Here is a 25,496-nt window from a genome sequence, read left to right as displayed (position 1 = left end):
CCCAGGGTCGCGGTGCCGGCGGCGCCCAGGGTCGCGGTGCCGGCGGCGCCCAGGGGCGCGGTGCGGGAACTCATCAGCGTGGTCAGAGTGGCCGCGGGGGTGACAAGCATGCCGACAGATCGGGTGGTAATCGGCGCGGCGAGCCCGGCGGCTCGATGGCACAGGCGTTGCGCGACGCGGGTTTCGGTCGCTGACGTAGCGGCTGCCGGGGATCGTCAGTCGATGTCGTAGGAACTGATCTGCCGCCTTCGGGCGGCTATCAGTTGAATATCGGGGCGACCGGCACCGAACCGTTCGACGGCGTCGAGCAGTTCGGTGAGATGCGCCAGGTCGGGGCTCACCGCAGTGACGCCGATCGCCGCCCGGCGATGCAGGTCGAGATGGTCGACCTCGGCGGCGCTCACCGAGAACTTGCGTCGGATCTCGGCCAGGAGCGGTTTGGTCACCGACCGCTTCTGCTTGAGCGAATGCACGTCGCCGAGGAGATAGTCGAATTCAATCCAGCCAATCCACATAGCGCGCTGAACTCTACCGCGACGGACGACGAACCGTCACCGGGTTTTCTCGCACAGGATCAGCTGTCGGCGGGTCAACCGTTGAGCAACGACTCGGCCAGACGTCCGGCGAGGCCGGGGCAGTCGTCGACGTCGATACCGAAACGGTCGTCGAGGACGGCCAGTATCTCGCCGACCGATCCAAGTGTGGTCTTGGCGGTGCGTCCGTCACGATGATGTTCGGTCAGCTGGGGACCTGCCAGGTTCAGCCGACTCGACTCGGTCACGATGGCCGCGGTCGCGCCCGCGACGAAACGTGAGCCCGGATATGTTGAGGCGAACCATGATCCGACCAGCGAGTCGATCGGGGGTCGTGGCACCGGTGTGAACAGGTACATGGGACGCCACTCGTCGCCGATCCGCACCTGCATCGACAGTTGGCCGGCCACCTCGGGATCGAGCGGGTGGTTTCCCGTGGGGTCGACAGCGACGATGCGGAACTCTTCGAGGTCGGTGGGCTGCGGCTCATCGAGGGCGAACCGCAGCGGATTCGGTGGTGTGCACCCGCCGAAGCCCACGTCCACTATGTACCTGGACGACTCGCCGGGTATGCCGACGTTGAGCAGCTTGTGGGTTTCGGCGGGCATTGGTCCGGGGTCTCGCATCCACACCACGCGGCCCGCCAGTGGCACCACGTCGTAGCCGATCGATTCGAGCACCGCGGCGAGCAGACCGTTCTGCTCGAAACAGAATCCTCCGCGCCGACGATCGATCATCTTGTGCTGCAACGCCTGCGGCGCGAGATCGGCCACGGGGATACCGACGTACGGGTCCAGGCCCTCGAATGAGATGGCCCGGACATGAGCGGTCACCAATGCCGACAGCGTCTCGAACGTCGGCCGCGGACTCGCCGGTCGTCCGGGCTCGGTTGCGTCATCGAGCCCGATGCGACGCAGGTAGCGGCCAAGATCCACGAGATCGGTGTCGGCAAGCACGATTCCCGATCCTAGCCGCCACCCGGCGAACGTACCGAGCTCAGTGATCTCCGCCGAGGAGTGCGCCCACGTGGTCGGGCACGTATTTCGACAGCGACCGCGGCGGACGATGATAGTTGCCCGTCTCGATGGGATGTTTGGGCAACGTGACAGTGGGACGGGCGACGTCGGTGTAATTGATGGTCGAGAGCAGGTGCGAGATCATGTTGAGCCGCGCATGCTTCTTGATGTCGGATTCGACGACCATCCACGGACTCATCGCGGTGTCGGTGTGGACCATCATCTCGTCCTTGGCGCGAGAATAGTCCTCCCATCGGTACACCGATTCAAGGTCCATAGGACTCAATTTCCATTGACGCACGGGATCATTCATCCGTGCCCGGAATCGGCGCAGCTGCTCGTCGTCGGACACAGAGAACCAGTACTTGCGAAGAAGGATGCCGTCATCGATCAGCATCTGTTCGAAAATCGGTGTCTGGCGCAGGAACCGGGTGTGCTCTTCGGGTGTGCAGAATCCCATGACCTTCTCGACGCCGGCGCGGTTGTACCACGACCTGTCGAGCAGGACGATCTCACCGGGTGCCGGCAGGTGTGCCACGTAGCGCTGGTAGTACCACTGGCCCTTCTCGCGGTCCGTCGGTGCGGGCAGTGCCGCGACCCGGCAAAAGCGCGGGCTCAGGTACTCGGTGATGCGTTTGATGGTGCCGCCCTTGCCGGCGGCATCACGTCCCTCGAAGATGACGACAATTCTTGCGCCGGTGGATTTGACCCACTCCTGCAACGAGACCAGTTCCGTTTGCAGACGGAACAGTTCGGCCTCGTAGACCTTGTTCGGGATCTTGTTCTTCTTCGATTTATCTGCCTTTTTTGAACCCATTCACCGAGCTTAGGGCAAACCCGCGGCGTTTGTATCCGCTATGAGAACAACAGTCCGCGGACCGTCTTTCAGCGTCAATTCGTGGCCATGCAGCGACCACTTCAACGGTTGATCGGTGAAATCGGCGAGCCACGCGTCGGCGCCGTCCTTGGGTGGGGGACAGGCCATCATCGTCGAGGCGAGTTCGCCGATCGTCAGTGTGGTCTTGTCCACCGTGACCGGACCGATGTGCCTGTTGCAGCCCGCGGTCAGGCTGACCCGGCCAGGCTCGGGGAATGTGAGCATCAGTGGGCCGCCGCCTGGAATCGCGGCGCCGTCGACCGACGTCGACGTGAAGGTCTTGCCCACCAACGCGTTCGTCGCGGAGGTCTTCACGACAGACTGCGCGGTCCCGTCGCCGGAGCTGCTCGCCGTCGACGAATTGCCGCACGCCATCGCTCCGAATACAAGGGCGCCGGCGGCCAGGACCGTGCCGAGCGGCCGGATCAAAGTTGCCATACCGACTAAAATAGACCAGCGCACCCATGCACCGGGGCCACTCGGGACGGCGATTCACCGATCCAGCACGACACCCCTCACAGGACTGCCCGATGACCAGCACACGCACCCAGCCGATCGCGGTGACCACCCGGACCGAATACCTCGACAGGGTGCACCGCGTTCTGCTGCTCACCCAGTTGATCGTCACCGGTGTTGCGGTGATAGCGCTGGTGACGCTCAACGCGCTCGATGTCGCACCGATCGTCGTGATGGTGGTGGTCGGGGCGCTGATCTGTGCGGGGCTGCTTGCCGGCGCGGCCGGCCGCTACCGCCACCGGCACGCGGTGCTCGTCACCGTCGACAGCGACACCGTGTACTTCGGCAGCGAACACCACCACCTGGTCAGCCGGCCGCTGTCCGAACTCGCGGCCGCGGATTTTCGCCCGTCCGCCACCACCACCTCGACGATGTCCGGTGACCGGGCGCGTGATCTGACGGTGGCCGGTCACCCGGTGCTTCGACTGACCTTCCTGCGTGAATCCGACCTCGTCGACGGCATCCCCGCGGGCTGGACGCGCCGTGCCGAGCCAGAAGAGGAGGTGTGGGACATCGCGCTCGATCCGTCCGATCCGGTGGCCGCGGAGATCATCTCCCGGATCGGGGCGACTGTGCCCCGGGCACAGCCTGACTCAGCGGCCCGGGGTGGTTCCCGGCAGCACGCCGCGCCGTCCGGGAATGTGCCGGCACCGGAGGCCGACGGACCGCGTATCGGCGACGCGAGCAGCGATGCCGCCGCCGTCCGGCTCTGGGAGGACTCACTGCGCCGGCACGATGCCGTGCTCACCGCCTACGGCCGCTACGAACTCGACACCGAGCTGGTCCTGCGATTCCCGGCGGTCACCGACATCACCCGCGACGAGGTGCAGGCCTTCCACGACACCCTCGATGACGCGAACGCGCTGCGTACCGAGAACTATCCGGGTGATCGCGCACGCGCGGAGGCGTATCAGCTGGCGGTGCGCAGGCTCCGCCGGGCGTGGGCGGCGTGCGAGACCGCGGGCAAGGCCGCCGGGACCGGGTACCTCGATGAACCCACCCGCAAGGATCTGGGGACAGCGCTCAAGCTGTACCGGCATGCCGAGGCCAGCACTGTCGCCGCCGAACAGGCCACCTACTACGGCCGGGTGCGTGACATCGTCACGACGCTGAGCGAGCAGGCGTACATCCACCCGCCGCAGACCGTCATCGACGAGCTGAACGCGGCCACCCGCCGCGCGCTGGAATCGGGCACGTCCGGCGCGTGAGGTTTCCTGTAGGCCAGGATTTTCGCAGGGCCGGCGTCAGCGTATGCCGGCCTGGATGAATTCGCCGCGGGCGCTGTATGTTCCGGCCGACGCATCATCCCTGGTGAGCTGGACCAGAATCCGGACCGCACCGTCGCGCTGGAAGGTCGACCACATCAGCATGTTGACCGCGTTCCGGTCGAACTCGTCGACGTCCCCGCGCCTCATCGCGTCGTCGCGGACGGCCTCGAACGTCGCACGCGGCACGTCGTTCACGGAAAAGTCGCCAGATGTCGTCGAGGTGGTGGTTCGTGAGGTGACCCGCGGAAGTTCGCCGGGTGCCAGCACGATGGATCCGCTGCGCCGCGGCAGGCGATACTCGACGTAGACACCGCCGCTGTTCTGGATACTGCCGGCGAACAGGATCGGGGTGCCTTTCGCGGTGCCGCGGATCTCGAACCGCGTGAGCGCGTCGGCGTCGAACGGGACCTTCGCGCTGCGCAACGCCTTGTGGATCAGATCGAACGACACCGCGAAGTCGCCCGGGTCGAAGAGCAGCGCTACCGCGCCGTCTACCGTCGCTTCGATCGTGCTCAGAGTGCTGCCGGTGAACCGTGCCTGCCAGCGGGGGTCGCCGTCCTTGTCGGGCCGGCGCATGTCCAGATCGGCCAGGTTCGCCTCCGCGTCGGACTTCACTCCTTCGGCTCGCATCGTCGCGGTCATCTTCTCGATGTCGGCCGACATCAGATCCTGCACGGAGAAGGTGTCGCGGCGGCGTTTGTCCGTGGCTTCGCGGCGCGGTTCGGCCCAGCCGACACCCTTGATGTAATGGACGGTGACCGCTTGGCCGGTCGCCGGATCGTATACCTCGGCACGGTCGGAACCGCCCCGGTCGAACCACACGCCGACGACATTGTCGTCCGCGGCGGGTCCGATGGTGCGGATCTGCTCGGCCAGGCGCTGACGTCTCTGCGTATACGTGTCCGTGCGGTCCTCGCCACGAGGGGAGCTGCCGGTGCCATCGGAGCCGGGCAGCGACAGGGAGGCAGGGCCGTCGACCCGCCACACACCTTCCGGGACGGCGAACACGGCGACAAGCGCGGTGACCGCTGCGATCGATGCGTACAGCAGTGCCGCCGGCCCCGGGTAGTCGTCGAACTCGGGAGTGGTGGCCGACCGCCGGGGCAGGTCGGGCGGCGGGATCGCGGTGAACGGGGACGCCACCAGCTCGCGGGCATCGCTTGCGGGCATCGAACTGATCCATCGGGCCTGGAACGGGGTGTCACCGGGTGGGGAGACCAGCGCGGACACCAGGGTCGGCTGTACGGCACCGGTTCGCAGGCTGCTCCGGGTCATCGCATCGACCCGCACCGGTACCGCAGCCGGACCTGACGCCCTACGGAACCGCGGCAACTCCGAGCGTGCGGTGGCGGCGGGCACAAGCAGCACGCCCGCGCCAATCAGCGGTGCGCCGAACACCACGGCGGCCCACCACGGGTTGGTGGCCCCGATCCCGATTCCACAGGCGATCAGGAACCCGGCCGCCAGAGCACGGATGATCCTGCCGGCGCGCGGCGTCACCATGACACCTGTTCGGTGACATGCGGCGCGGCGATCATCCTGCCCCCTTCGGGTATCCCTCCTGGCCAGGGCGGATACCCCGGTCGCATGAGTGTAAAGGCGTGCGGCCCGCGACCACCGTCCGGCGGCACCCGCGGCGGGCCGGGCGCGGCGAACGGTACCGTGGACCCCGACATAGGGCCTGGGCGCCGCCGGAGCCGGCGGTGCACGTGTGGAGGAGATCTTCTCGGTGGGAAAGCTGACAAACAGCATGTGGCGGTTGTTGGGATCGCAGAGCACGCGAAACCAGTCCAAGTCGCTGTCGCTGATCGCCGAGGCGAACGAGCAGTCCGCGTGGGCCGAGGGCGTGAGCGAGGCGGATGTGGCCGAGACCGCGCGGGCACTGGACATGGGTGAGAAGAAGGACCTGGCGAAGTTCCTGGCGCTGGTCCGCGAGGTGTCCGACCGGGCACTGGATATGCGTGCCTTCGACGTCCAGTTGCAGGGCGCACTGCGCCTGCTCGAGGGCGATGTGGTGGAGATGGCGACCGGTGAGGGCAAGACGCTTTCGGGTGCGATCGCGGCCGTCGGATACGTGTTGTCCGGGCGTCGTGTGCATGTCATCTCCGTCAACGACTACCTCGCCACCCGCGACGCCGAGTGGATGCGGCCGCTGTTCGACGCCTTCGGCATCGGCCTGAGTTCGGTGTCGGAGAACTCGACCCGTGACGAACGCCGCGACGCCTACCGCTGTGATGTGACGTACTCGTCGGTCAACGAGATCGGTTTCGACGTGCTGCGCGACCAGCTCGCGACCACCGAGGACGGCCTCGTCTCGCCGGTACCCGATGTCGCGATCATCGACGAGGCGGACTCGGTACTCGTCGACGAGGCGCTGATCCCGCTCGTCCTGGCCGGTTCCACCAAGGCCCAGGTGCCCGACCAGGCCATCCACGAGGTTGTCGCACGGCTCAAGAGCAAGCACTACGAGATCGAGACCGACGGGCGCAATGTAACGCTCACCGATGAGGGCGCCTCCTTCGTCGAGGCAGAGCTCGGCGGCATCGACCTGTACAGCGAACAGCATGTCGGCACCACTCTGGTCCACGTCAACATCACACTGCACGCCTACTACCTGCTCGAGCGCGACGTCCACTACATCGTCCGCGACGGTGGGGTGCACCTGATCAACGCCTCCCGCGGCCGGGTCGCGCAGCTGCAGCGCTGGCCCGACGGCGTGCAGGCCGCGGTGGAGATCAAGGAGGGGCTCGCCCAGACCGATCCGGGCGAGATGATCGACACGATCACCGTCCAGGCGCTCATCGGCCGCTATCGCACTGTGTGCGGGATGACGGGCACCGCCCTTGCCGCAGGTGAACAGTTCCGCCAGTTCTATTCGCTGCTCGTGTCGCAGATCCCGCCGAACACGCCCAACATCCGGGTGGACGAGGTCGACCGGGTCTACGACTCAAAGGTCAACAAGGTCGAGGCGATCGTCGCCTACGTCAAACAGATCCACGAGACCGGCCAGCCCATCCTCATCGGTACCCATGATGTGGCCCAGTCCGAGGAACTCGCTTACTTCCTCGACAAGGCCGGAGTGCCGTCGGTGGTGCTCAACGCCAAGAACGACGCTCAGGAAGCGGCGATCATCGCCGAAGCCGGCAAACGTGGCGCGGTGACGGTGTCGACACAGATGGCCGGTCGCGGTACCGACATCCGGCTCGGCGGATCGAACAGCGACGACGACGCCCGTGAGGAGGTGATCGGGCTCGGCGGCCTCTGTGTCGTCGGCACCGGACGCCACGACACCGAACGTCTCGACGACCAGTTGCGCGGACGTGCCGGCCGGCAGGGTGATCCGGGCCGGTCGGTGTTCTTCTCCAGCCTCGAAGACCCGGTGGTCACGCGGAACCTGGCGTTCAAACGCGACCCGGTGGCCCAGTCCGAGGACGGTTCGATGGGCTCCAAGGGCGTCGAACTGATCAAGCAGGCCCAGCGGATCGCCGAGGGCGTGATGCTCGAACTGCACTCCAACACCTGGCGCTACAACACGCTGGTCAACCAGCAGCGCGACATCATCGTGCGCCGCCGGACCGAGGTGCTGACCGGCGACGCCGCAGCCGACGAACTCGCCGAACTCGAACCGGACAGGTACAAGCAACTACTGGAGGGGACCGCACCGGACGGGGACACGGACAAAGACGCCGCCGACAAAGAGGACACAGACAAGCAGGAAGGTGCCGGGACATCCGAGCAGGTGGCCCAAGAACCGGTACCGAAGGACGTTCTGTCGCAGGCGTGCCGGGAGATCGTGCTTTATCACCTCGACCGGGCATGGACCGATCACCTGGCCTTCGTCTCCGACGTGCGTGCCAGCATCCACCTGCGTGCCATCGGCAAGCAGAGCCCGCTCGACGAGTTCCACAAGCTGATCCTCGAAGAGTTCGCCTCGGTGCCTGCCGAGGCCATCGCCGCCGCCCGTAAGACGTTCCGCGAGGCCACCATCACCGCCGACGGTGTGCAGCTCGACGGACTCGGGTTGCACAGGTCGACGTCCACCTGGACGTACATGGTGCACGACAACCTGTTCTCCTCGGGAGGTGCGAAAGCACTGCAGGGCATCATCGGCATCTTCCGGTGACCGCGCACGCAGACCCGGAACCGGCCGGCCGCTCGCGCGTGCTGACCGTGCCCAATGCGCTCAGCGTGATGCGGCTGCTGCTCATTCCGGTGTTCGTGTGGTTGCTGCTGGCGAAGGAGGCCGACGGCTGGGCGCTGGCGATCTTGTTCGTCTCGGGGGCCACCGACTGGCTCGACGGCAAGCTGGCCCGGTTGCTCGATCAGTCCTCGCGGCTGGGGGAGTTGCTCGATCCGGCCGCCGACCGGCTGTACGTGGTGGTCATACCGCTGGCCTTCGGGTTCCGGGAGATCCTGCCGTGGTGGCTCATCGCGATCATCATCGCCCGCGATGTGTTGCTGTTCGCCACCGCACCACTGCTGCGTACCCGTGGGCATCTTGCGCTGCCCACGCTCTACATCGGCAAGGCCGCGACTTTCGCGCTGATGAGCGCGTTCCCCTGGTTGCTGGCCGGCCAACTCGACTCGGTGGTGGGTACGGTGTGCTATCCGATCGGCTGGGCGTTCCTGATCTGGGGGGTCGGCATGTACCTGTGGACCTTCCTCCTGTACTGGTATCAGACAATCCTGGTGATGCGGCAGCCCCGGATCGCGTGAGGCCACGTATGCCGACCCCGGCACCCTGATCATCCGATGCCGGGTCGCCTGGACCCAGATGGCCTAATGTCACAAGCCGTGCGGCAAATGCCGTGATACTGACGAGAGTTCCAACAACGAGAAAGGTACGGAGCCGGTGAGTGAGAGCACTGTTCCCGACAATCTGCGGTACACGGCCGAACACGAATGGGTACAGGTCATCGCGACCGACACCGTGCGGGTGGGCATCACCGACTACGCGCAGGGCCAGCTCGGCGACGTCGTCTTCGTTCAACTGCCGACCGTCGGCGACGTGGTCGAATCGGGTGAGTCGTTCGCCGAGGTTGAATCGACCAAGAGCGTCTCGGACATCTACGGTCCGTTCGCCGGCACGGTGGCGGCCGTCAACGCCGACCTCGACGCCACTCCCGACCTGGTCAACTCCGACCCGTACGGGGCCGGATGGCTCGCCGAGATCACGGTGGGCACCGGCACCACCGCACAAGAGGTGTCCGACGCCCTGCTCGATGCGGACGGATATCGCGCAATCATCGAAAACTGACCACCGGGTCACTGGAGACACCGTAACCACACTGGACACACATGCGGGCGCGCTATGATCGTCCGTATCCCCGTCGGGCCGCCGGACGAGACGGCATGATGGGGGCTGGTCCAAGGTGTTGCGCCGCGAGGTCGGTGCCGGTCGAGTTGTCCCGGAGGTCGGTTCACCGGCCCGGTGGGGTGACACGGTAGGTTGGCTAGGCGGTGTCGCGGAGCACACCATCACCGACATCGAGGCGGCTGCGCACGGCGCGTCCGGTCAGAGGGATTCCCGGGTGCCGCGCGGGCAGACCGAACACAGAGAAGGAGAATCGTGAGCGACTACGACAAGGAACTCGAAGCACCCGTGGAGACCACGTCGGTGTTTCGCGAGGAGTTCATCAAGGAACTCGACGCGCATGCGGGTGCGCCCAGCGAAACCGCGGACACCGCGGTCGAGCGCCTCTCGCCTGGCACCGCGCTGCTTGTCGTCAAGCGGGGACCCAATGCGGGGTCGCGATTCCTGCTCGACCAGGCGACCACGTCGGCGGGACGGCACCCCGACAGCGACATCTTCCTCGACGACGTCACCGTGAGCCGTCGGCATGCCGAGTTCCGGTTGGGAGACAACGAGTTCCAGGTGGTCGACGTGGGCAGCCTCAACGGCACCTATGTCAACCGGGAACCGGTCGACACCGCCTCGCTGAGCAGCGGTGACGAGGTTCAGATCGGAAAGTTCCGGCTGGTCTTCCTGAGCGCTCCCCGGTCCGGCGACGCGGGCGCATAGTCGTCGTGTCGTCGTCTGCGGCAGGGCATAGCGGTGGGGGGGACCAGACTCATGTGCCACGGACGGAGGGAACACGGTCCGGTGAGCATTCGATGTCGATCGGGGCGGTCCTCACGCGCCTTCGGGAGGACTTTCCCGAGGTTTCGATCTCGAAGATCCGCTTCCTCGAATCCGAGGGCCTCATCACCCCGGAGCGTGCGCCGTCGGGATACCGGCGCTTCTCGGAGGCCGATTGCGATCGGCTGCGCTTCGTCCTGACCGCTCAGCGCGACCGCTACCTGCCGTTGAAGGTCATCAAGGAACAACTCGACGCGATGGATTCCGGTGTCGGGGGCGTCGGGCACGGCGGCACTCGGCTGCTTTCATCGGCCCGCAGCTCCGTCGCGCCGGCCACGGATTTCGGTGCGCGGGCCGGCCGGGTGTCGCGCGATGCGCTCATCGACCGGACCGGCGCGGACGACGCGTTCATCACCGAGCTGCAACGTAACGGTCTGTTGGCGGTCGGCCCCGCCGGCTACTACGACGAAGACGCCGTGCGTCTGGTCGAAGCGGCTGCGGCATTGGTCAGTTACGGTATCGAGACCCGGCATCTGCGGGCGTTCAAGGTGTCGGCCGATCGTGAGGCAGGCCTGGTGGCACAGATCGCGGGACCGATAGCCAAGGGCAGAGGCACCGGTGCCCGCGACCGCGCCGAAGAACTCGTGCGTGAGATTGCGGCGCTGTCGGTGACTCTGCATACCCAACTCGTCAAGGCGGGGCTGCGGGGCGCCCTCGACTGAGCACGACCGGGCGCTCGGTACGGTGTAGCGTCGATGGCAAGCACCTAATCCCAGGAGGTCCGGAAGATGGGCGAGATGCGGGTGGTCGGCATCCGGGTGGAGCCGCCGAACAGCCAGCCGGTGCTGCTGTTGCGCGAACTCGAAGGCGAGCGGTATCTGGCCATCTGGATCGGCCAAAGTGAAGCGGCCTCTATCGCTTTGCGGCAGAAGGGTATCGAGCCACCGCGTCCGTTGACGCACGACCTCATGGTCAACCTCATCGGCGCTTTCGAACGCAAACTGATCGAAGTGCGCATCATCGACATGCAAGAGGGCACTTTCTACGCCGAGATGGTCTTCGACGGCAACGTGCGTGTCTCGGCGCGGCCGTCGGACTCGATCGCCGTGGCCCTGCGGTCGGATGTGCCGATCATCGCCGACGAAGACGTACTCACCGAGGCCGGTCTGCTGATTCCGGAGGAGGACGGAGGCGACGGAGCACCTGCGAAAGAAGACGAGGTCGAGAAGTTCCGCGAGTTCCTCGACAGTGTCTCGCCGGACGACTTCAAGGCCAGCGGCGGCGCGTGATTCTCGGGACGCGGGGTCTGAAGATCACAAATAGGCCTCTCTCAGGTCACTGTAAGGTTTCTCCTTGATGTGTGATGCCCGGGTATCGGCGCGTCGCATCAAATTGGCTCGTTCGGGGGCTACCGTCGAATGCGCGACACTACGACGTGTCGTCCCCAAGATCGGTGACATCGAGCGTACTCTGTAGTCCAGTACGCCGGACCTCCCCCCGACAATTGCCCGGGGCGAGGCCGATCTGAGCGTTGCGAGGAGTCTGAAGTGCGCGATCAGCAGTTCGGTCGGGATGATGAGCGGTCGACCACCCAGGTCGTCGATGCCCCTGTCATCGATTCCCCTGTTGTCGACTCCACCGCCGTAGGGTCCCCTGATGAGTCGTCGATGACGGAACCCCACCCGGTGACGCCCAGGCAGGGTCGGTTGAGCGATGTGGTGCCGGGACTGTTTCCCAACGATGTTGTGCCCGATGATCTGGTCGGGTACCGGGTTCCCACGGCATGCCAGATCGCCGGGATCACCTACCGTCAACTCGACTATTGGGCACGGACGTCGCTGGTGGTGCCGTCGATTCGCAGCGCGGCCGGCTCGGGCAGCCAGCAGCTGTACTCCTTCAAGGACATTCTCGTTCTGAAGATCGTCAAGCGACTCCTCGACACCGGAATATCGCTGCAGAACATCCGTGTCGCCGTCGACCATCTGCGTCAGCGCGGCGTAGAGGATCTGGCCAAGATCACCCTGTTCTCCGACGGGACGACGGTATACGAATGTACGTCGGCCGAGGAGGTCGTTGATTTACTGCAGGGTGGGCAGGGCGTATTCGGGATCGCGGTCAGTGGCGCGATGCGCGAGTTGACCGGAACGATCGCGGACTTCCCCGGCGAGCGCGCCGACGGTGGTGTGAGCGAACCGGCCCCCGAGGACGAACTCGCCGCACGGCGCAAGAATCGCACCCGCCGTATCGGCTGACCGGTGTGATCATCGTCCGTTCAGCTTGCGAGCAGGCGCTATCACGCGGCTAAACTGATCCCACGTCGCACCCGCACGGGAGAGCGTCACCCACCGCTGGATTCTGCTTTTCGGATCGTTCTGATTTTCTGACCAGTGGTGAGGGTGGCCGCCGAAGGAGCAATACCTCCTCGTCAAACTCTCAGGCACCAGGACCGTGCGAATGACGGCGTCTCTGGAAAGTGATGGGGTTCACCCGTCCGCCCACGGTGAAAGGGTCGGCATGCCGGCCTGAAACTCTCAGGCGTCCACGTGCCGGATCGACTCGGTCGGGACATGACAGAGGGGGAGGGCTCACCGGTCGGCGCTGGCGCCGCCCGCTGCCGAGAGGTGTCTTCCGCCGATGTCCCAGCCGTTCATCGACCGCCACGTAGGACCGGATCAAGCCGAAACCGCGATGATCCTCAAGACGCTGGGTGTGGCGTCTCTCGACGAACTCGCCGCGCTGGTGGTGCCCGCCGTGATCGCCGACGATCCCGCGAACAATGGGCTCGACGCCTTGGACGAGCCGATGACCGAGGACCAGGTCCTGGCGCATCTGGCGGACCTGGCCCACCGCAACGTCGTGGCCCGATCGATGGTCGGGCTCGGCTACTACGACACCCATACACCGCCGGTGATCGTGCGCAATGTGCTGGAGAATCCGGCCTGGTACACGGCGTACACGCCGTATCAGCCCGAGATCAGCCAGGGCCGGCTGGAGGCGCTGCTGAACTTCCAGACGATGGTGGCGGACCTGACCGGTCTCGAGGTGGCCAACGCCTCGATGCTCGATGAGGCGACGGCGGCGGCCGAGGCGATGACGCTGATGCGCCGGGCCGGTCGTTCTCGGTCGTCGCGTCTGGTGGTCGATGCCGATCTGTTCCCACAGACGCGCGCGGTCATCGAGACGAGGGCACAGCCGCTGGGCATTGAGGTGGTCGAGGCGACGCTGCTGCCGGATCTGCCGCGGCGCGGTCTGCCCGAGGGCGACTTCTTCGGCGTCATCCTGCAGGTGCCCGGCGCATCGGGACGGATCGTCGATGCGGCGCCGATCATCGCCGAGGCCCACGATCGTGGTGCGATGGTGGCCGTGGGCGCGGATCTGCTGGCACTGACGCTGATCACACCGCCCGGTGAGCAGGGCGCCGACGTCTGCTTCGGCACGACGCAGCGATTCGGTGTGCCTATGGGGTTCGGCGGGCCGCACGCCGGCTACCTGTCGGTGCACACCACGCATGCCCGGAAGATGCCCGGACGCCTGGTGGGTGTGTCCAAGGACGCAGACGGCAAGGTGGCCTACCGGCTGGCGCTGCAGACCCGTGAGCAGCACATCCGCAGGGAGAAGGCCACCAGTAACATCTGCACGGCGCAAGTCCTGCTCGCGATCGTGGCGTCGATGTACGTCTCGTACCACGGACCCGAGGGCCTGCGAACCATCGCCCGACGTACCCATGGTTGGGCCGAGAAGCTGGCCAACGGCCTGACGACGGCCGGCTATCGGGTTCAGAACTCCCGGTTCTTCGACACCATCACCGTCCGCGCACCCGGCCAGGCACGTGCGATCGTCGCGCGGGCCAAACGCCATGACAACGTGAATCTGCGCCTGGTCTCGGGTGACCTGGTCGCGATCTCGTGCGATGAGACCACCACGCTCGATGATGTGGCGGCCGTACTGAGGGCCTTCGAGGCCGACGGTGTGCTCAAACGCGACGACGTGGGAGCTTTCGCGCAGCCTATCGAGACCAGGACCAGCGACTATCTGACCCATCCGGCGTTCAACAGCTACCACACCGAGACCGCCATGATGCGCTACCTGCGTGCCTTGTCGGACAAAGACATTGCCCTGGACCGCAGCATGATCCCGCTCGGTTCGTGCACGATGAAGCTCAACGCGGTCGCCGAGATGGAGTCCATCACCTGGCCCGGTTTCGCCCGGCTGCATCCGTTCGCACCGTGGGCCGACACCGAAGGCATCCGGGAACTCATCGCGACGCTGGAGAAGTGGCTGGTCACCATCACCGGCTACGACAAGGTGAGCCTGCAGCCCAACGCGGGATCGCAGGGGGAGTACGCAGGGCTGCTGGCCATCAGCCAGTATCACCGCAGCCGCGGCGACGAGGGCCGGGACATCTGCCTGATCCCCTCGAGCGCGCACGGCACCAACGCGGCGTCCGCGGTCATGGCCGGCATGCGGGTCGTGGTGGTCGGATGCCGGGAGAACGGCGACGTCGATGTCGACGATCTACGGGTCAAGATCGATCAACACCGCGAGTCCCTGGCCGCGATCATGATCACCTACCCGTCGACGCATGGCGTTTTCGAACACGACATCGCCGACATCTGTGCGCTGGTACACGACGCCGGCGGCCAGGTCTACGTCGATGGCGCGAACCTGAACGCACTGGTGGGCGTTGCCCGCCCGGGTCGATTCGGCGGCGACGTCAGCCACTTGAATCTGCATAAGACGTTCTGCATCCCGCACGGTGGCGGTGGCCCCGGCGTGGGTCCGGTCGCTGTGCGTTCTCACCTCGCCGAGTTCTTGCCGGGGCACCCGCTGGCCGACGAGTTGCCCGGTGGTTCGACGGTGGCGGCCGCACCGTACGGATCGGCGTCGATCCTGCCGATCACCTACGCGTACATCGCGATGACCGGGGCGCAGGGGCTGCGCCGGGCGACATTGACGGCGATCGCCTCGGCCAACTACGTCGCCAGACGCCTCGACGAGCACTACCCCGTTCTGTTCACCGGTAAGGAGGGCGACGGGGACCAGGGCTTCGTGGCGCACGAATGCATCCTGGACCTGCGACCGTTGACCGCGACGACCGGCGTGACCGTCGACGACGTGGCCAAACGACTGGCCGACTACGGTTTCCACGCCCCGACGATGAGCTTCCCGGTGGCGGGCACGTTGATGGTGGAGCCGACCGAGAGCGAGAACCTGGCCGAACTGGACGCCTTCTGCGACGCGATGATCGCGATCCGCGGTGAGATCGACCGGGTGGCCGCCGGTGAGTGGCCCGCCGACGACAATCCGCTGCGAGGTGCTCCGCATACTGCCGAATGTCTTGTCGCAGAATGGGATCACCCGTATTCGCGCGAACTGGCCGTGTATCCGATGGGCTTGCCTTCGGCGGGTGCCAGGCCGAAGGTGTGGCCCGGTTCGCGGCGTATCGACGGTACCTACGGTGACCGCAACCTGGTGTGCAGCTGCCCGCCGATCGACGCATTCGCCGTCACGGACTGAGCCGGCCTACTGAAGGCACCCGATTGACGGCAGCTGGTCTACCGGGGCGGCGTTTCAGCCCCCGTAGACCAGCCGGTTGATCGTCACGGCGGCTGCGTTCTCCGGGGCGGGCATCGGTTCGGGTGTGCTGGGAAACGTGACGGTGGCCGTGGTCGGGGGCAGGGGGGCGTCGCCGCGGAACCCGAGCGCGGTGAGCATGGCGAGCTGACGCGGTTGTGTCAGGAAGTCGAAGAACTCCGCCGCGCCCTCGGAGGCCTCGGCGGATATCAGATTCGCGGCGAGCCGGATCAGCGGGTAGTCCGCGATGGGGGTGGGACCGCCCGGCACGATCGCCATCACCTTGGCGCTCTTGTCGTCCTTGGTCAGTTGGTACAGCTTCTGCTCGGTGATGGGGACAGCCCTGATCGGTGCGGTGGCGATGTCGGGGCCGATGGCCCTGACGGCTGCCGACGCCGTGCCGTCCTGACTTTCGGGCGCACCGTTGATGAGGGCGTTCACCACCGACGCGACCCGGGGCAGTGCCGCGTCGGCGGCGGTCAGCGGTCCGGTGGAACGGGTCAGTGCCGACGCGACGGCCTGCGCCGCCAGACTTGTCGCGTCCGATTGCGAGCCGCGTGGCATCGCCATCCGCAGCGAACCGATACCCGGCAGCCCCCATGCCGCCAGGCTCCCGTCGGTCGACTGCATGGTGGGCAACTGACTCCACTGGAGCTTGTTGTCGACCTTCACCCCGAGCCGGGGATGAACTGCCAGCACCACGGGGGTGGTTACGAGGGAGGTCGGGGTGCCTTCGATAGCCTCCGGCCGCACGGTCGCCAGTTCCGCGGACCAGATGGTCGATTGGGGTATCCAGGCCGCAGGGCGGGCGCCCATCGACGCCGTGTCCCAGGTGCCTGTCAAGCCTTCGAGAGTGATCTTGGCGTCCCCGGCGCGAACGTGCACGTTGATGCAGTGATCCCTGATCACGGGATTGGTATCGGTGAACGCGGCGGCGACCTTTGTCAGCACCCCGACGAGATCGGGGTCGGCGACGATCGGGACAGGTAGGTTGCCCTCCACACACGAACGCGCGGCGTTGTCGCCTTCGGTATCCGACTTGTTCGCGAAGTGCTGCCAGGCGGCGACCATGGCGATCACGATCATCACCGACATGATGCCGAACAGCAGACCACGGCTGACGCCACGACCCTGTGGCGCCCGACCGCCACCGCTTCTCCGGTGCTGTGCCACTCCTGGAGCCTTTCGCGTCTCGTCCAACAAGGGAACACCCGAACAGCCATGCGCGGTGGGTCGGCCGACATACAACCGGGCCGCCACGATCTCGAATCGAGAAGGTGGCGGCCCGGCCGGTTCATGACTGCTTGACGCTCATGACCGGTCGGTCGTACGTCGCCGGCCGGTCATGGTTCAGGATTCAAGCCTGGGCGGCCTTGTACTCCCGGCGCTTGCGATGCAGGATCGGCTCGGTGTAGCCACTGGGTTGCTTCGCGCCTTCGAGGATAAGCTCCTTGGCCGCCTGGAAGGCGATATTCGACGCGAAGTCCGGTGCCATCGGCCGGTAGTCGGGGTCGTCGGCGTTCTGCCGGTCGACGACGGGAGCCATCCGTTCGAGCGCGGCGACCACGTCGTCGGCGGTCACGATGTCGTGGCGGAGCCAGTTGGCCAGCAGCTGGCTGGAGATGCGCAGGGTGGCGCGGTCCTCCATGAGCGCGACGTCGTGGATGTCGGGGACCTTGGAGCAGCCGACGCCGTGGTCGATCCAGCGGACGACGTAGCCCAGGATCGACTGGCAGTTGTTGTCGAGCTCTTCCTTCTTCTCCTCGTCCGACCAGTCGGTGCTCGGTGCCAGGGGAATAGTGAGGATGTCGTCGACCGATGCCGGATCACGCTTGGCGATCTCGTTCTGGACCTCGAACACGTCCACCTGGTGGTAGTGCATGGCGTGCAGCGTGGCGGCGGTGGGCGAGGGCACCCAGGCGGTGGTGGCGCCTGCGCGCGGCTGACCGATCTTGGTCTCGACCATCTGCGCCATGAGGTCGGTCATCGCCCACATACCCTTGCCGATCTGCGCCTTGTGCTGCAGGCCGGCGTGCAGGCCGGTGTCGACGTTGAAGTCCTCGTAGGCATTGATCCACTTCTGCTGCTTCATCTCGCCCTTGCGGATCACCGCACCCGCCTCCATGGAGGTGTGGATCTCGTCGCCGGTGCGGTCGAGGAAGCCGGTGTTGATGAACACGACGCGGCTCTCGGCGGCCTTGATGGCTGCCTTGAGATTGACCGTGGTGCGGCGTTCCTCGTCCATGATGCCGACCTTGAGGGTGTTCTCGGGCAGCCCGAGAACACCCTCGACGCGACCGAACAACTGCGCGGTGAACGCCACCTCGTCGGGTCCGTGCATCTTGGGCTTGACGATGTAGATCGACCCCGTGCGCGAGTTCTGCTTGCCCTCCGCCGACAATCCGTGCTTGCCGATCAGCGAGGTGAACAGCGCGTCCTGGATACCCTCGGGAACCTCGTTGCCGTCGGCGTCGAGGATCGCCGGGTTGGTCATCAGGTGACCGACGTTGCGGACGAACAGCAGCGACCGGCCGTGCAGGTCGAAGGTCGACCCGTCGGGCGCCGTGTACTCGCGGTTGTCGGCCAGCACGCGGGTGAACGACTTGCCACCCTTGCTGACCTCCTCAGCGAGGTCCCCTCGGTTGAGGCCGAGCCAGTTGCGGTAGCCGACCACCTTGTCGTCGGCGTCGACGGCGGCGACCGAGTCCTCGAAGTCCATGATCGTGGTGATCGCCGACTCCAGGACCACGTCCTTGATGCCCGCGGGATCGGTCTGGCCGATCGGCGACGACGGATCGATCTCGATGTCGATGTACAGGCCATTGTTGCGCAGCAGCACCGAGGTGGGGTTGGCGGCGTCGCCGCGGAACCCGGAGAACGCCGCCGGGTTGGCGAGTGCGGTCACCGCGTCACCTCGGCTGACCTGCAGCGCGCCGTCGACGATCGCGAGACCGGTCACGTCGGCGTAGCTGCCCGACTCGAGCGGAACGGCCTGGTCCAGGAAGTTCTTGGCGTAGGCGATGACCTTGTCGCCGCGGACCTTGTTGTATGCGCCGACCTTCTCCGCACCGTCCGTCTCGGGGATGACGTCGGTGCCGTACAGCGCGTCGTAGAGCGAGCCCCAGCGCGCGTTGGCGGCGTTGAGGGCGAAGCGCGCGTTGAGGATGGGCACCACGAGCTGCGGCCCGGCGGTCTCGGCGATCTCCGAGTCGACGCCCGATGTCGAGATCTGGAAGTCCTCGGGAACATCGACGAGATAGCCGATCTCGGTCAGAAACGCCTTGTAGGCGGGGAAGTCGACTGCGCCGGGGTGATCGCGGTGCCACTGGTCGATCTTGGCCTGCAGGTCGTCGCGGATGGCGAGCAGCTCGCGGTTGCGGGGAGCCAGATCGTTGATCACGCCCGCGGCACCCGACCAGAATGCCTCCTGGTCTACGCCGCTGCCCGGCAACGCCTCGTTGTTGATGAAGTCATACAGGACGGGTTCGACCTGCAAGCCGTGGACGTTGATCCGGTCGGACATGGCTGCCTTTCTTCGATGTCACCACGCCGGGCCGAAACAGCACCCGAACGCGGCGGTGGGTGGAGCGGAACTGACACGACAATGCTACTCGCCGGTAATCTAAGGTGTCCCGGCGCAGTCTTCGGTGCCGGCGATTCCACGCATTCGATGCAGATCGATTCTCGCAGAAGGCCGACGCGGTCGGCGATACCGACTAGGCGGTGACTTCCGAACGGTCGCCGCCCCACAGGGTGTGGAAAGAGCCCTCCTTGTCGGTCCGGCGGTAGGTGTGTGCACCGAAGTAGTCGCGCAGACCCTGGGTGAGGGCGGCGGGCAGACGCTCGCTGCGCAGGGCGTCGTAGTAGGACAGCGACGAACCGAACGCGGGCACGGGGATGCCCGTTGCCGCGGCGGTGGCCACCACCCGGCGCCAGCTGTCAACGCCGGCTTCGACGGCCTCGCGGAAGTACGGGGCCAGCAACAGGCTCGGCAGCTGCGGGTTCTCCGCATAGGCCTCGCGGATGCGGTTGAGGAACTGGGCCCGGATGATGCAGCCGCCGCGCCAGATGGTGGCCAGCGCGCCGGGGTCGACGTCCCAGCCGTATTCCTTGCTGCCCGCGGCGATCTGATCGAAGCCCTGTGCGTAGGCGACGACCTTGGACGCGTACAGCGCGGCGTGGATGTCGTCGATGAAGGTGTCCTTGTCGGTGGGCGCGGCGGCGAGGGTGCCCGCCGACAGACCAGCGGCAGCCTTGCGCTGGTCGGTGGAGCTCGACAGCGCCCGGGCGAAGACGGCCTCGGCGATGCCGGTGGTAGGGATGCCGAGGTCGAGTGCGGACTTGACGGTCCAGCGGCCGGTGCCCTTCTGGCCGGCCTCGTCGACGATGACGTCCACCAGTGGCTTGCCGGTCTCGGCGTCGACCTGCGCCAGCACCTCGGCGGTGATCTCCACGAGGTAGCTTTCGAGGGCGCCGGTGTTCCAGCGTGCGAAGACCTCGGCGATCTCGGCGGGGGGCCGATCCAGGACCCGCCGCAGCAGGTCGTAGGCCTCTCCGATGAGCTGCATGTCGGCGTACTCGATGCCGTTGTGCACCATCTTGACGAAGTGTCCACTGCCGTCGGGGCCGATATGGGTACAGCACGGCACACCGTCGACATGGGCGGCCACCGACTCCAGCAACGGGCCCAGGGACTTGTACGACTCGGCCGGGCCGCCGGGCATGATGGCAGGTCCGTTGAGAGCACCCTCCTCGCCGCCGGAGATGCCGGCGCCGACGAAGTGCAGACCGCGCTCGGCGAGCGCCTTCTCACGCCGGATGGTGTCGGTGTAGAGCGCGTTGCCGCCGTCGATGATGACATCGCCGGGCTCCATCGCGTCGGCGAGGCTTTCGATGACGGCGTCGGTCGCGGCTCCGGCCTGCACCATGATCAGCGCACGCCGGGGGCGTTCGAGTGCGGCGACGAACTCCTCGACGGACTCGCTGCGGATGAAGTTGCCCTCGTGCCCGTGCTCGGCGAGCAGTGCGTCGGTCTTGGCGACGCTGCGGTTGTGCAGCGCGACAGTGTAGCCGTTCCGGGCGAAGTTCCGGGCGATGTTGGAGCCCATGACGGCCAGCCCGGTGACACCGATCTGCGCCAGTGGCGCGGAGGAGTCGGGGCCGGCAGCGGTTTCAGGAGTGGTCATAGCCACAATCCTATGGGTTCAACCTATCCGGGGTGTCGCGGACCACTCAGGACGCGGCAAACAGTCGGGACAACTCCGTGAGCCAGGGAATCGCGACGGCGAGCGTCGGGACGACAAGGATGGCCGCGGCCGTGGTGTAGGCCGCTGCGGAAACCCACCGCGGCGACCGCGGATCACGCAACCGGTGAACGCGTGTCAGGGTCGTCGGACCGCCGACGGCCATCGCTCCCCGCGGCGCGACCGCATCGGCGCAGGCGACGAGCGCCCGGCCGAGGGTGGTGGGGGTGGTGGCGGCGACGGCCTGATCGTCGGCAAGCGCTTCCACCAGCAGTTCGACCGCGCCCAACGCCGATTTGCTCCGGACGAAGCGTGGGAAGGCCTCGTGGAGTGCGATGAACGCCTCGAGGACCAGATCGTGCCGTGCGCGCAGGTGAGCACGTTCGTGGGCGAGCACCGCGCGCAGCTCGTCCTCCGACAGCCGGGCGACCACGCCTTCGCTGATGACGACCCGCTGGCGTAGCCCGGGCAGACAATAGGCCAGGGGAGTGTCGACGTCGATCATGCGGACATCCCGGGCGAACAGGGAATTCTCCGATGAATGGTCGCACCGGTCGAGGAGGTCGATGAGGTGCCGGTGCGCGGCCCGCCGGGCGCGGGTCCGTACTCCGACGCGAATGGTGGTGTAGAACAGCCGGACGCCGATGATCAGGGTGATGGCGAGGACCGTGACGGACACCAGCCACAACGGCAGGCCGATTCGGTCGATCTCCTGGACCGGGTTGGTGGTGGGGGCGCCGTCGGCCCCGGGCTCGAGAAGATTGGACGCGATGGCGAGGCCGCAACTGAACGCGGAAAGTACCCCGGCCAGTGCAATTGCCTGCCACAGAGTCATCGCGGCCCGCGGTGCTCTGATCTGCCAGCGTGCGCGGGATAACAACTCCGCTGCGGGCCAGATCAGGATCACGGTCACGACACCGAAGATCAGGGCGGTCATCGGGTCATCCTTGAGCTGTGTACGGGGAGGGCTGGTGCGCCGAAAAGCCTGTGTGCCGAATGGCTCACTTGCCGTAAGGCCACGGCCGGTCGGTCACGTCAGTTATGTCACCGAGTCGTCCGTGTGCACAAATCTAGCCTGCGCGATCGTGATCTCGTGCGGCTTCGAGCGCATCGAGTGCGTCGCGCAGCGCGGCGGCCTCCTCGGCGCCGACGCGGCCGACGAACGACACCAGTGCCGCATGCCGGGATCCGGGGGCATCGGCCTCACTGAGCGCGTCGACCATGAGGCTGGCGACGAGGTCTTCGCGCGGATGGGTGGGCACGTACTTGTGCGCACGGTCGTCGCGGATCTGGGTGACGAGGTTCTTCTTGGCCAGGCGCTGTAGGACGGTCATCACCGTGGTGTAGGCGAGGGAGCGGTTTCGTGACAGGGATGCGTGGACCTGACGAACAGTCTGCGGCTGCGGGCTACCCCACAGGGTATCCATCACCGCGCGCTCCAAGTCACCCAAACCGTTCATCTTTCTCATCTTACTGCGTTCCTCCCCTGATGCTCTGTTCTGTATCCGGCGGCCGCCTGGTGGACGGCTACCGCTGTGTGGGCTGCGGGACTGGCTCGGCGTGGTGTCGTTGCTGGTCAGGTGCCCCTTTCGTGGATTGTGATCATGAGCTTGACAACATCGGTAAGGGTAGCCTACATTAAGTGCAACGTCGGACCGCGCGAGAGTCCTGAGGGCTGCAGAGACCCCCGGTCCACGTCACGAAAGGCCCTACCTCTCCAACGAGAGGTAGGGCCTTTCGGTTCCTCCAGGGTGGATTTCGTTCACGCCGCGTACAACTCACCTTCGTCGTCGGCGGCGTGTGACCGGCGCCGGTGGAATCCGGGTGATGTCCGTCACAGTAGGAAGGCGCTGTACTGATGAACGGCCGGACCGGCCTCGTGATGACAGCGCCCGGAGGCCGTGACAACCTTGGACCATGAGCGAACTCAATGTTGAGGACATCCTGAACAATCCGGCTGCCAATGCCGGTTTCGACGCGCAGATCGGCCAGCAGATCACCGCGATCGACGTCGACGGTCTCACCGCCACCCTGGAGGTGTCCGCCAAGCATCATCAGCCGTTCGGGATCGTCCACGGCGGCGTGTACTGCGCGGTCGCCGAGTCGGCGGCCAGTGTCAGCGGTGCCTACTGGCTTCACCAGACCGGCATCGGCGGTACCGCGGTCGGCGTCAACAACAGCACCGACTTTCTCCGGTCCGTGCGCTCGGGCACCATCACCATCCGCACCAGCCCGCTGCACCGCGGACGGCGCCAGCAGCTGTGGGCGGTCGAGTTCACCGATGCGGACGGCAGGGCATTGGCCCGGTCGCAGGTGCGTCTGCAAAATATCGAACTGCCGACGAACGGCGGTGAGTGAGCGCCGGCGACACCCCGCGCACACTCGCTCCGGCCGTGCGTGGGCGCATCGATCAACTCCTCACGCCGGTCGACGCCGATCTGGCGGCGCTCTACCCCGGTGACGATCCTGTGGGTCAGCCGGCGCACACCGTGTACGTCAGTGCTGCGGACTCGAACGCCGGCACACCCCGCGAATGGGGAGAACGGGCGCTCGCGCTGGCCACGGACACCGCGGCTGTTCTCGGAGAGATCGGTGACGAGCACACGATCTCGATCGTGCTGGAAAGGTTGCGGACCAACCCGATCGAAGACCTGCGCATCGATCTCGAGGACGGCTACGGATGGCGCCCCGACGATGTCGAGGACGCCCACGCGCGCGCCGCGGGCCGCACACTGCGGGAATGGTCGGCCGATCGTCCGCACGCGCCGCGCAGCCTCGGTGTCCGGGCCAAGGGGCTCGGCGCCGCCGAACGGCCCCGCGGCCTGCGAACGCTGGAACTGGTGCTCGACGCCGCAGGCGGTGTTCCCGCCGGATTCGTCTTCACGGTCCCCAAGCTGCGCGATGTCCGGCAGGTCGACGCGGTGAACGTCCTGTGCGAGGAGTTCGAACGGGTACACGGGCTCGACGAGGGTGCATTGCGGTTCGAACTGCAGATCGAGATACCGCAGGCGGTCCTCGGTCCGGACGGGACTGCGACGCTGGCGCAGGCGATACATCGCGGCCGGCCGCGGTTGTCCGGGTTGCACTACGGCACCTACGACTACAGTGCCGCCTGCGGCGTCGTGTCGGCACAGCAGTCGCTGGCACACCCCGTCGCCGACCACGCCAAGGCCGTTATGCAGGCCGCGGCCGCGCAGACCGGCGTGTGGGTCAGCGACGGGTCGACCCAGGTGCTACCCACCGGCTCGCCGGACAACGTCGCGGCGGCGCTGCGACGGCACCATGCGCTGGTCGTCCGTTCGCTCGAACGTGGCATTTATCAGGGCTGGGACATGCATCCCGGTCATTTGGTGACCCGATGGCTCGCCGTCACCGGATTCTTCCGCGGCGCCATGGCCGGCGCGGCGGCGCGGCTGCAGGCCTACTTCGAGAGATCCGGTGGGGACGTCGCCGACGAACCGGCGACCGCGATGTCGTTGTCGCTGGTCATCGGGAGGGGTATCGCCGCGGGTGCCTTCACTTACGACGAGGTCGCTGCGATCGCGCCGTCGGTGACCGAGGTCGCGCTGGAGTCCCTGCGGGCCGGCGGAGGAGCGCTCGCGGACTGATCTGCTCACCGAGCCACGCGACTCACTCCGTGGCAGGATGACCAGAATTGATCCTGAACCGACGATGCTGAGGAGATGACGCCGTGCGCCTGTCGCCGCATGAGCAAGAACGGCTACTGGTCTCGTACGCCGCGGACGTGGCCCGGCGACGGCAGGCCCGCGGACTCAAACTCAACCACCCCGAGGCCGTGGCGCTGGTCACCGAGCATGTCCTCGAAGGCGCGCGTGACGGCCGGTCGGTGGCCGAGCTGATGACCTCGGGCCGGGAGGTGCTGACCCGCGACGACGTCCTCGACGGCATCGCCGAGATGCTGCACGACGTACAGGTGGAGGCCACCTTCCCTGACGGAACGAAGCTCGTCACCGTGCACAATCCGATCGACCCCGGACCGGGATCGGCGCGGGTTCCGGGCGAGGTGATCGCGGAGGACGGCGACATCGAGCTGAACGTCGGCGCCGAACCGGTGACGCTCGTCGTGACCAATACCGGCGACCGACCCGTTCAGGTCGGCAGTCACGTCCACTTCCCCCAGGCCAACGGTGCGCTCAGCTTCGACCGGACCGCCGCCTATGGCCGCAGGCTCGACATTCCCGCCGGCACCGCGGTGCGATTCGAACCGGGCATCGAGATGACGGTGACGCTGGTCCCGCTCGGCGGCACCCGCGAGGTGTACGGCATCTCGCTCGACGCCACCGGCAAGCTCGACGCCACCGGCCCCGATACCCCCGAGGAGATCTGACATGGCACTTCTCGGACGCGACCGGTACGCGCAACTGTTCGG

At 66.6% G+C, this 25,496-nt stretch carries 22 protein-coding genes and 1 riboswitch; of the genes, 12 read left to right on the top strand and 10 right to left on the bottom strand.

The features are described 5' to 3' along the window. Positions 1-215: 215 nt before the first annotated feature. The 4 genes from Q0627_RS11190 to Q0627_RS11175 form a co-directional block, all read right to left on the bottom strand. Positions 216-515 carry a DUF503 domain-containing protein gene (locus Q0627_RS11190; protein ID WP_298809862.1) on the bottom strand — a complete coding sequence of 100 codons (300 nt, stop codon included), beginning with the start codon at positions 513-515 and terminating at the stop codon, positions 216-218. 74 nt (positions 516-589) lie between these two features. Further along, a complete protein-coding gene (locus Q0627_RS11185) occupies positions 590-1,489 on the bottom strand; it encodes an arylamine N-acetyltransferase (protein WP_298809859.1) in 900 nt (299 codons plus the stop codon). Positions 1,490-1,529: 40 nt separating this feature from the next. Then, positions 1,530-2,366, bottom strand: a complete 837-nt coding sequence (gene ppk2 / locus Q0627_RS11180; RefSeq protein WP_298809856.1) for a polyphosphate kinase 2 — start codon at positions 2,364-2,366, stop codon at positions 1,530-1,532. A 9-nt stretch (positions 2,367-2,375) separates the two neighbouring features. After that, positions 2,376-2,864, bottom strand: a complete 489-nt coding sequence (locus tag Q0627_RS11175) for an META domain-containing protein (RefSeq protein WP_291011042.1) — start codon at positions 2,862-2,864, stop codon at positions 2,376-2,378. Positions 2,865-2,956: 92 nt separating this feature from the next. On the opposite strand from Q0627_RS11175, the gene Q0627_RS11170 reads away from it, so the two are divergent. Then, positions 2,957-4,150, top strand: a complete 1,194-nt coding sequence (locus Q0627_RS11170) for a hypothetical protein (RefSeq protein ID WP_298809852.1) — start codon at positions 2,957-2,959, stop codon at positions 4,148-4,150. A gap of 36 nt (positions 4,151-4,186) precedes the next feature. Here Q0627_RS11170 and Q0627_RS11165 read toward each other — a convergent pair whose 3' ends face one another. After that, positions 4,187-5,710 (bottom strand): hypothetical protein, encoded by a 1,524-nt coding sequence (locus tag Q0627_RS11165; RefSeq protein WP_298809849.1) that lies wholly within the window; start codon positions 5,708-5,710, stop codon positions 4,187-4,189. Between the two features lie 229 nt (positions 5,711-5,939). Between Q0627_RS11165 and secA2 the strand changes: the two genes are divergently transcribed. From secA2 to gcvP, 8 genes are all read left to right on the top strand, one after another. Continuing rightward, complete coding sequence (gene secA2 / locus Q0627_RS11160; protein WP_298809847.1) at positions 5,940-8,333, top strand: accessory Sec system translocase SecA2; 2,394 nt, start codon at positions 5,940-5,942, stop codon at positions 8,331-8,333. Then, the gene (locus Q0627_RS11155) at positions 8,330-8,926 is read left to right on the top strand and encodes a CDP-alcohol phosphatidyltransferase family protein (RefSeq protein ID WP_291011142.1); all 597 of its coding nucleotides are present in this window, start codon (positions 8,330-8,332) and stop codon (positions 8,924-8,926) included. Before secA2 ends, Q0627_RS11155 begins: the two co-directional genes overlap by 4 nt. Before the next feature lie 136 nt (positions 8,927-9,062). After that, positions 9,063-9,467 carry a glycine cleavage system protein GcvH gene (gcvH, locus tag Q0627_RS11150; RefSeq protein WP_291011139.1) on the top strand — a complete coding sequence of 135 codons (405 nt, stop codon included), beginning with the start codon at positions 9,063-9,065 and terminating at the stop codon, positions 9,465-9,467. 309 nt (positions 9,468-9,776) lie between these two features. Beyond that, positions 9,777-10,232, top strand: a complete 456-nt coding sequence (garA, locus tag Q0627_RS11145; RefSeq protein WP_349255521.1) for a glycogen accumulation regulator GarA — start codon at positions 9,777-9,779, stop codon at positions 10,230-10,232. Positions 10,233-10,324: 92 nt separating this feature from the next. Continuing rightward, positions 10,325-11,011, top strand: coding sequence for a MerR family transcriptional regulator (locus Q0627_RS11140; protein ID WP_291011131.1), 687 nt, complete (start codon positions 10,325-10,327; stop codon positions 11,009-11,011). Between the two features lie 66 nt (positions 11,012-11,077). Next, complete coding sequence (locus Q0627_RS11135) at positions 11,078-11,578, top strand: bifunctional nuclease family protein (protein ID WP_291011128.1); 501 nt, start codon at positions 11,078-11,080, stop codon at positions 11,576-11,578. A 378-nt stretch (positions 11,579-11,956) separates the two neighbouring features. After that, complete coding sequence (locus tag Q0627_RS11130) at positions 11,957-12,541, top strand: MerR family transcriptional regulator (RefSeq protein WP_298809864.1); 585 nt, start codon at positions 11,957-11,959, stop codon at positions 12,539-12,541. 66 nt (positions 12,542-12,607) lie between these two features. Beyond that, a riboswitch (glycine riboswitch) is annotated at positions 12,608-12,748 on the top strand. 175 nt (positions 12,749-12,923) lie between these two features. Beyond that, a complete protein-coding gene (gene gcvP / locus Q0627_RS11125) occupies positions 12,924-15,806 on the top strand; it encodes an aminomethyl-transferring glycine dehydrogenase (protein WP_291011125.1) in 2,883 nt (960 codons plus the stop codon). Positions 15,807-15,860: 54 nt separating this feature from the next. Here gcvP and Q0627_RS11120 read toward each other — a convergent pair whose 3' ends face one another. From Q0627_RS11120 to Q0627_RS11100, 5 genes are all read right to left on the bottom strand, one after another. Next, the gene (locus tag Q0627_RS11120; RefSeq protein WP_298809838.1) at positions 15,861-17,036 is read right to left on the bottom strand and encodes a substrate-binding domain-containing protein; all 1,176 of its coding nucleotides are present in this window, start codon (positions 17,034-17,036) and stop codon (positions 15,861-15,863) included. A 184-nt stretch (positions 17,037-17,220) separates the two neighbouring features. Continuing rightward, positions 17,221-19,386: a malate synthase G gene (locus Q0627_RS11115; RefSeq protein ID WP_298809835.1), complete on the bottom strand. Its 2,166-nt coding sequence runs from the start codon at positions 19,384-19,386 to the stop codon at positions 17,221-17,223. Between the two features lie 193 nt (positions 19,387-19,579). Further along, complete coding sequence (gene gndA, locus Q0627_RS11110; protein ID WP_298809833.1) at positions 19,580-21,049, bottom strand: NADP-dependent phosphogluconate dehydrogenase; 1,470 nt, start codon at positions 21,047-21,049, stop codon at positions 19,580-19,582. Positions 21,050-21,095: 46 nt separating this feature from the next. Further along, on the bottom strand, positions 21,096-22,043 hold the full coding sequence (locus Q0627_RS11105) for a M56 family metallopeptidase (protein ID WP_291016210.1): 948 nt from the start codon (positions 22,041-22,043) through the stop codon (positions 21,096-21,098). Positions 22,044-22,176: 133 nt separating this feature from the next. Next, positions 22,177-22,575 carry a BlaI/MecI/CopY family transcriptional regulator gene (locus Q0627_RS11100; protein ID WP_291016211.1) on the bottom strand — a complete coding sequence of 133 codons (399 nt, stop codon included), beginning with the start codon at positions 22,573-22,575 and terminating at the stop codon, positions 22,177-22,179. A gap of 448 nt (positions 22,576-23,023) precedes the next feature. Between Q0627_RS11100 and Q0627_RS11095 the strand changes: the two genes are divergently transcribed. The 3 genes from Q0627_RS11095 (at position 23,024) to Q0627_RS11085 (ending at position 25,454) form a co-directional block, all read left to right on the top strand. Continuing rightward, positions 23,024-23,464, top strand: a complete 441-nt coding sequence (locus tag Q0627_RS11095; protein WP_291016212.1) for a PaaI family thioesterase — start codon at positions 23,024-23,026, stop codon at positions 23,462-23,464. Then, the gene (locus Q0627_RS11090) at positions 23,461-24,714 is read left to right on the top strand and encodes a DUF6986 family protein (RefSeq protein WP_291016213.1); all 1,254 of its coding nucleotides are present in this window, start codon (positions 23,461-23,463) and stop codon (positions 24,712-24,714) included. The genes Q0627_RS11095 and Q0627_RS11090 overlap by 4 nt, the downstream gene beginning before the upstream one ends. An 83-nt stretch (positions 24,715-24,797) precedes the next feature. Next, positions 24,798-25,454: an urease subunit gamma gene (locus Q0627_RS11085; RefSeq protein ID WP_298809824.1), complete on the top strand. Its 657-nt coding sequence runs from the start codon at positions 24,798-24,800 to the stop codon at positions 25,452-25,454. The last annotated feature ends 42 nt before the right edge of the window (positions 25,455-25,496 follow it).

It is taken from the genome of uncultured Gordonia sp., from assembly GCF_937858515.1.
Lineage (GTDB): Bacteria > Actinomycetota > Actinomycetes > Mycobacteriales > Mycobacteriaceae > Gordonia.
This window is presented reverse-complemented; position numbering and strand designations above follow the sequence as displayed.